The following is a 2,083-nucleotide window of genomic DNA, read 5'->3' as shown; positions in this document are numbered from 1 at the left end:
ACAAGGGGTACTGATACAAGGTTGGGTAAACATTACAGCAGGCGCACAAGCGCATATCAAATTGGTTTCTCCATGGTATTGGCCTGAATTTAAAACAGTAGAAGAGAAGGCGACGGTAGGTGAATTATCCAATAAGATTAGTAAGAATAAAGTGGCGAAATTGGATTTAGAAGATTACACGCCAGCGATGAAGGAATTACATCAAATCTTAACGGGAACTTTGCGTTATTCCAATCAGCGAAAAAAAACACACTTACCTTCTTTTACGGATAACTATTTAAAGGAAGGTTTACGCCGAAGCTGGGCCGCAGAGCTGATAGGGCATTTACTGGTAAAATATGAAAGTGAATGGTATGCCGATGAAGCATTAAGTAAATGGAATGAGATAGATGAGCTGTTTGAAGAAGAAAAGCAACAAAAAAAAGAGTCTATTGAAGCGATATTAGATAAAATCGGCATAATCGAGCCCTATCATCGAGACTTTGCCATGAAAAAAGTGGACGAAGCCCTTGAGCATGTCAAATCAAACTGGCAACTTGAAAAAGAGCAACGCATTAAACCGTCACTGTGGTGGAAAGAAGTGGCACAGGCACAAGCTCAAAACCCAACCGCAAACACTGATGCCAATACGCCTAAACTGTCCAATCTATCCGCAGACGGCAAGGCATGGTTTATTCATCCGGTGGCGATGATAGATTACTTCCCTAAAAGCGAGATTCTTTTTCAGAAAGGCGATAAGCATGAGATTATTCGGGAAATTAATATCCGCCTTGCAGGTTTTGGTGGCAATGTACCAACCGATGAATTTACTGAAAGAACAGAAAAGATGATAAAACAGTTTCAACGTGATTATATGCAAGTTGAGGAAACTGGCGTTGTGGATATACAAGTTATACAAGCAATTGATAGATTTCAAGAAGAATATACGATTAATAATACGATTTGGTTACAACTGAAATGTAGGTGTTCTCCTAAACAATGTAGTGGATTTGGTAATGGTTTAGGAACAAATACTTCACCAGAAAAATATAATACTTATGAATTTCCTGGTATACACAGATCATTATTATTTGGATTTTGTGCGTTAAACTTTTATTTGGGTAGACAAAATGTCTATAAATTTAGAGAGATTTCTTCAGGATATCGTTGCCATTCTCATCAGGACGGAAAGACAGCTAACCATAGAGGAAAAGCATTAGATATTCAGTTTAATAAAGGTACATGGGCTATTAGTGGGCTAAATAAAAACAACATTCCCCCTTTACTATATATTCGTGATAACTTTTTTAAACCTTATCTTAATACTCAAAATAATTGGGATGACATAAATTTATTTACTACAGAGCCAATAGGATTAACTCCAACAGGAGGGAAAAAAAGTGGACATACTTATAGTTGGATTCATATGGATGTTAGATCATTTGAAAAACAATATTTATTAGATGAATATTTTTGTACTGATGCCACAACTTTAAATAAAGAAAAACTAATTACACTTATTAATAAATAGTTTAAATAGCCTACTATAGAGGTTAATAATGTTAAAAATAATAAATAGATTTGCCATTGTGTGTTTATGTTGCCTTATCACATTGATAGCAAATGCTGAATTAGAAAATAACGTAAAGGAATTGATAAAAGAAGACACGACAGAATGGCAGTTAGTCAATATTAATTATTTCCCTAATTCCTTATCTGATTCTGAAAGTGTTTATCAATTATCCGAATTATTTAATGGATTATTGATTACAAGCAACCAGTATCAATTAATATTTAATGAGAAATATTCTATTGGTATAAAACCAATAAATGATAATTTAATACCAAACTTTAGGAGTTTATTACAAAAAGAATTAAAACGTTTAAATTTAACTGACCATCAACAAGAAAATCAATATTTCATTTCTGAAACATTGTCCGAGCAATATAATTTAAATCAATCATTAGTGTTTAATTCTGATTACCTTTTCTTATTTATTAATAATGAAATTATTTTAACGTTTAAAAATAAACGAAAAATGCGCCAAGAGCTGGCGAATATTTATAATAATTTAAATACTGCGGTTCTTCCATTAGTTGATCG

2 protein-coding genes are annotated in these 2,083 nt (G+C 33.0%); both read left to right on the top strand.

Annotated elements, in window-relative coordinates; all coding sequences use genetic code 11:
• Window positions 1-1,510 (top strand): peptidoglycan-binding domain-containing protein (locus A9G28_RS07325; RefSeq protein WP_141674704.1); only part of this gene is annotated, 1,510 nt, incomplete at its 5' end.
• A 28-nt stretch (window positions 1,511-1,538) separates the two neighbouring features.
• The coding region (locus A9G28_RS07320) for a hypothetical protein (RefSeq protein ID WP_141674703.1) at window positions 1,539-2,083 on the top strand (545 nt) is incomplete at its 3' end.

It is taken from the genome of Gilliamella sp. Fer1-1, from assembly GCF_001690825.1.
Classification (GTDB): Bacteria; Pseudomonadota; Gammaproteobacteria; order Enterobacterales; family Orbaceae; genus Gilliamella; species Gilliamella apicola_C.
Note: the sequence above shows the minus strand (reverse complement) of the source record. Positions and strands in the feature narration are given on the sequence as shown.